Here is a 2,799-nt window from a genome sequence, read left to right as displayed (position 1 = left end):
TCATCCAGATTGTCGCGCTGATCTCAGCCAGATTGTCGCTCTACAGCCATCACATCTCATCACCCTCGCTATCTACGCGTCCAGCGTTTCTATTCGAGTTTGCCAAACGGAAGATTCGATTATGCAGCGCCAACGTGAGCGATATAGGCTTGGTTGCGCGCCAACAATGCCCAGGCAACACGCGCAGTCTTGTTGGCCAGGGCCACCGCGACCAGCCGGGCCGGTTTACGCGTGAGCAGCTTTGCCGCCCAACTCTTGCTGGCATTATCCTGCCGTGCCCGACGGATCACCGCCGTGGCACCGATAACAAGCAGGCGCCGAATATAGCCATCCCCCTGTTTGCTGATGCCGATAAGTTTCTCCTTGCCGCCACTGCTATGCGCGCGCGGCGTTAGACCAAGCCACGCCGCGAAGGAGCGGCCCGAGGAAAACAGTGTTGCATCTGATACCGTCGCCACGATAGCGCTTGCCGTGATCGGCCCGATGCCGGAAATGCCAGCCAGCCGCCGGCTTGCCGCATTATTCCGATGCCAGGCCAAGATCTGCTCTTCGATCTTGTCGATTTCGCTGGCCACGACGCGCATTTGTTTGATCAATCCATGCAGCGCCTTACCCGCCAATGTGGGCAGGCTGTCTTGCATCGCATGAAAAGCCTCGATCGCCGCTTTCACTCCGGCGGTCCCTTGCGCGGCGATGATGCCGAACTCAGCAAGGTGTCCGCGCAGGGCGTTGATCAACATGGTGCGCTGGCGCACCAACAGGTCGCGGGTTTTATGCAGCATCAACACGCCCTGCTGTTCCATACTCTTGACCGCGACGAAACGCATGGTTGGTCGTGTGACTGCCTCGCAGATCGCCTCCGCGTCGGCCGCATCTGTCTTGCCTCGCTTGACATAGGCTTTCACGTAAGCTGGCGGCATCAGCCGGACCGTGTGGCCAAGCTTTCCCAATTCCCGGCCCCAATGATGAGCCGTCGCACACGCCTCGATGCCGATCAGGCAGGGAGGAAGGCTCGCGAAGAATTTCATCACCTCGCCGCGGCGCAATGGCTTACGGACGACTACCTTGCCGCAAGCGTCGATGCCGTGCACCTGGGAAGATATTCTTGGCAAGGTCGAGTCCGATTGTAACAATCTGGTTCATGGAGTGGCTCCTTTCCCTGTTTCTCACAACAGCGATGCTAGACGCCGTTGGGAGGCCGCTCCACCCCATCAAACTAACTGCCCGTTCTCGAATTTAAGTGTCACGTCAACAGATTGAAATCATTGGCACAGTATTCTCATAATTAAAGGGTCTTCCTCAATTTGTGTGGTTCATTCGCCGTTAGCGACGATGCCGCTATGGGCGGGCATGCGAACGAAAACGAAATGGTCGCCCGGCCCAGGGGTCAAAGTTCTGGGTGTTGCACTCACCGATGATGACAGCTGGGTTGTTTCCGCTGCAGGACCAGCCTTTGGCGTTTGCCCCGATTGTGGACGGCGGAGCCGAAATCGGCATGGCTGGCTTACACGCAGCCTTCAGGATCTGCCGGTTCAGGGCAGGACCGTGACGGTGAAGCTTCGGCTGAGCCGTTGGCGATGCGCATATCAAAAATGTGAACGACAAACATTCACCGATCGGCTGTAAGCGGTTGCTTCCCCTTATGAGCGCCGGACAAGGAGGGTCGCGGAGATTGTCGGTCTGCTCGGACACAGCGCCGGCAGGCGTCCTGCAGAACGTCTGATGAGGCGGCTGGGTCTGCCGGTCAGCGACGACACGATCCTGCGGCACCTCAAACGCCATGCCGCAGGCAACAGGCCAATCTCTTCCCGGATTATCGGGATTGATGACTGGAGCTGGCGGCGATCATGGCGCTACGGCACGATGATCGTCGATCTGGAGCGCCGTGAAGTCCTCGACATTTTGCAGGACCGAAGCGTAGCAAGTACGGCTCAATGGCTGAAGCGGCACCCTTCTGTCGAGATCGTCAACCGAGACCGGTGCGGTCTCTATGCGCAAGCTGCTCGTGAGGGCGCACCGCAAGCGCGCCAAGTCGCGGATCGGTTTCATCTCCTGCAAAACCTTCGGATCGCAATCGAGGAGCAGATGAGCCTTTCCGGGCGCGCGACAGGGCGGGCACTGCGGCCCGATAAGGATAACGAGCCGTACGCCGACACAACGCACCGGCGCCGCGCACGTCACGCTCATCGACAATCGAGACAGGTGGTGTTCGATGCTGTTCATGCCTTACGCAAGGAAGGGCTGCCCTGTTCCGAGATTGCTCGTCGCACCGGCTACGGCCGCCGCAGCATCGCCAAATGGCTGACCTTCGACGCGCCGCCGGCCCGACGCAGGGCCGCGTTGAAACCTACGTCACCTTTATACTTCGAGGCGTTTCTGGCCGAGTGCTGGACAGCTGGAAACCGCTGCGGGCGGCATCTCTTCCACGATATCCAGGCGCGCGGCTACACTGGCAGTTTCTCGAATCTTGAACGGCTGCTCGCAAAGTGGAGACGCGCCGAGAAGGTGGATCAGGACAGCGCTGCGCTTGCCTCAGTCAATGACCATCAGTTCGCCCGCGATGCCGTTCCTATACGGGATCCGGAGACGGGCCATCTGATCTCGCCCGTAGTCGCCGCCGCACTTTGCGTGAAACCGCGTGCTGCGCTGACGGCCAGTCAGGCGAGAAAGGTCGATGCCTTGAAGCGGGAATCGCCGGATTTCGCTTTGATGCGTAGTCTTGGCATGCGCTTCCGCGGACTCTTTCGCAGCGGTGATTCATATGTGGACGCCCCCTATGGCAAGGGCTTTTTGTCGGGT

General features: G+C 59.5%; 2 pseudogenes. One reads left to right on the top strand and one right to left on the bottom strand.

What is annotated here, in order from left to right:
* Positions 1–119: 119 nt before the first annotated feature.
* Positions 120–1,143: pseudogene (locus N181_RS07950) on the bottom strand (IS110 family RNA-guided transposase).
* A 207-nt stretch (positions 1,144–1,350) separates the two neighbouring features.
* Between N181_RS07950 and N181_RS07945 the strand changes: the two are divergent.
* A pseudogene (locus N181_RS07945) lies at positions 1,351–2,799 on the top strand (ISL3 family transposase); the annotation flags it as partial.

Source organism: Sinorhizobium fredii USDA 205 (assembly GCF_001461695.1).
GTDB classification, from domain to species: domain Bacteria; phylum Pseudomonadota; class Alphaproteobacteria; order Rhizobiales; family Rhizobiaceae; genus Sinorhizobium; species Sinorhizobium fredii.
The sequence above is the reverse complement of the archived record's forward strand: the minus strand, read 5'-3'. Positions and strand labels throughout refer to the sequence as shown.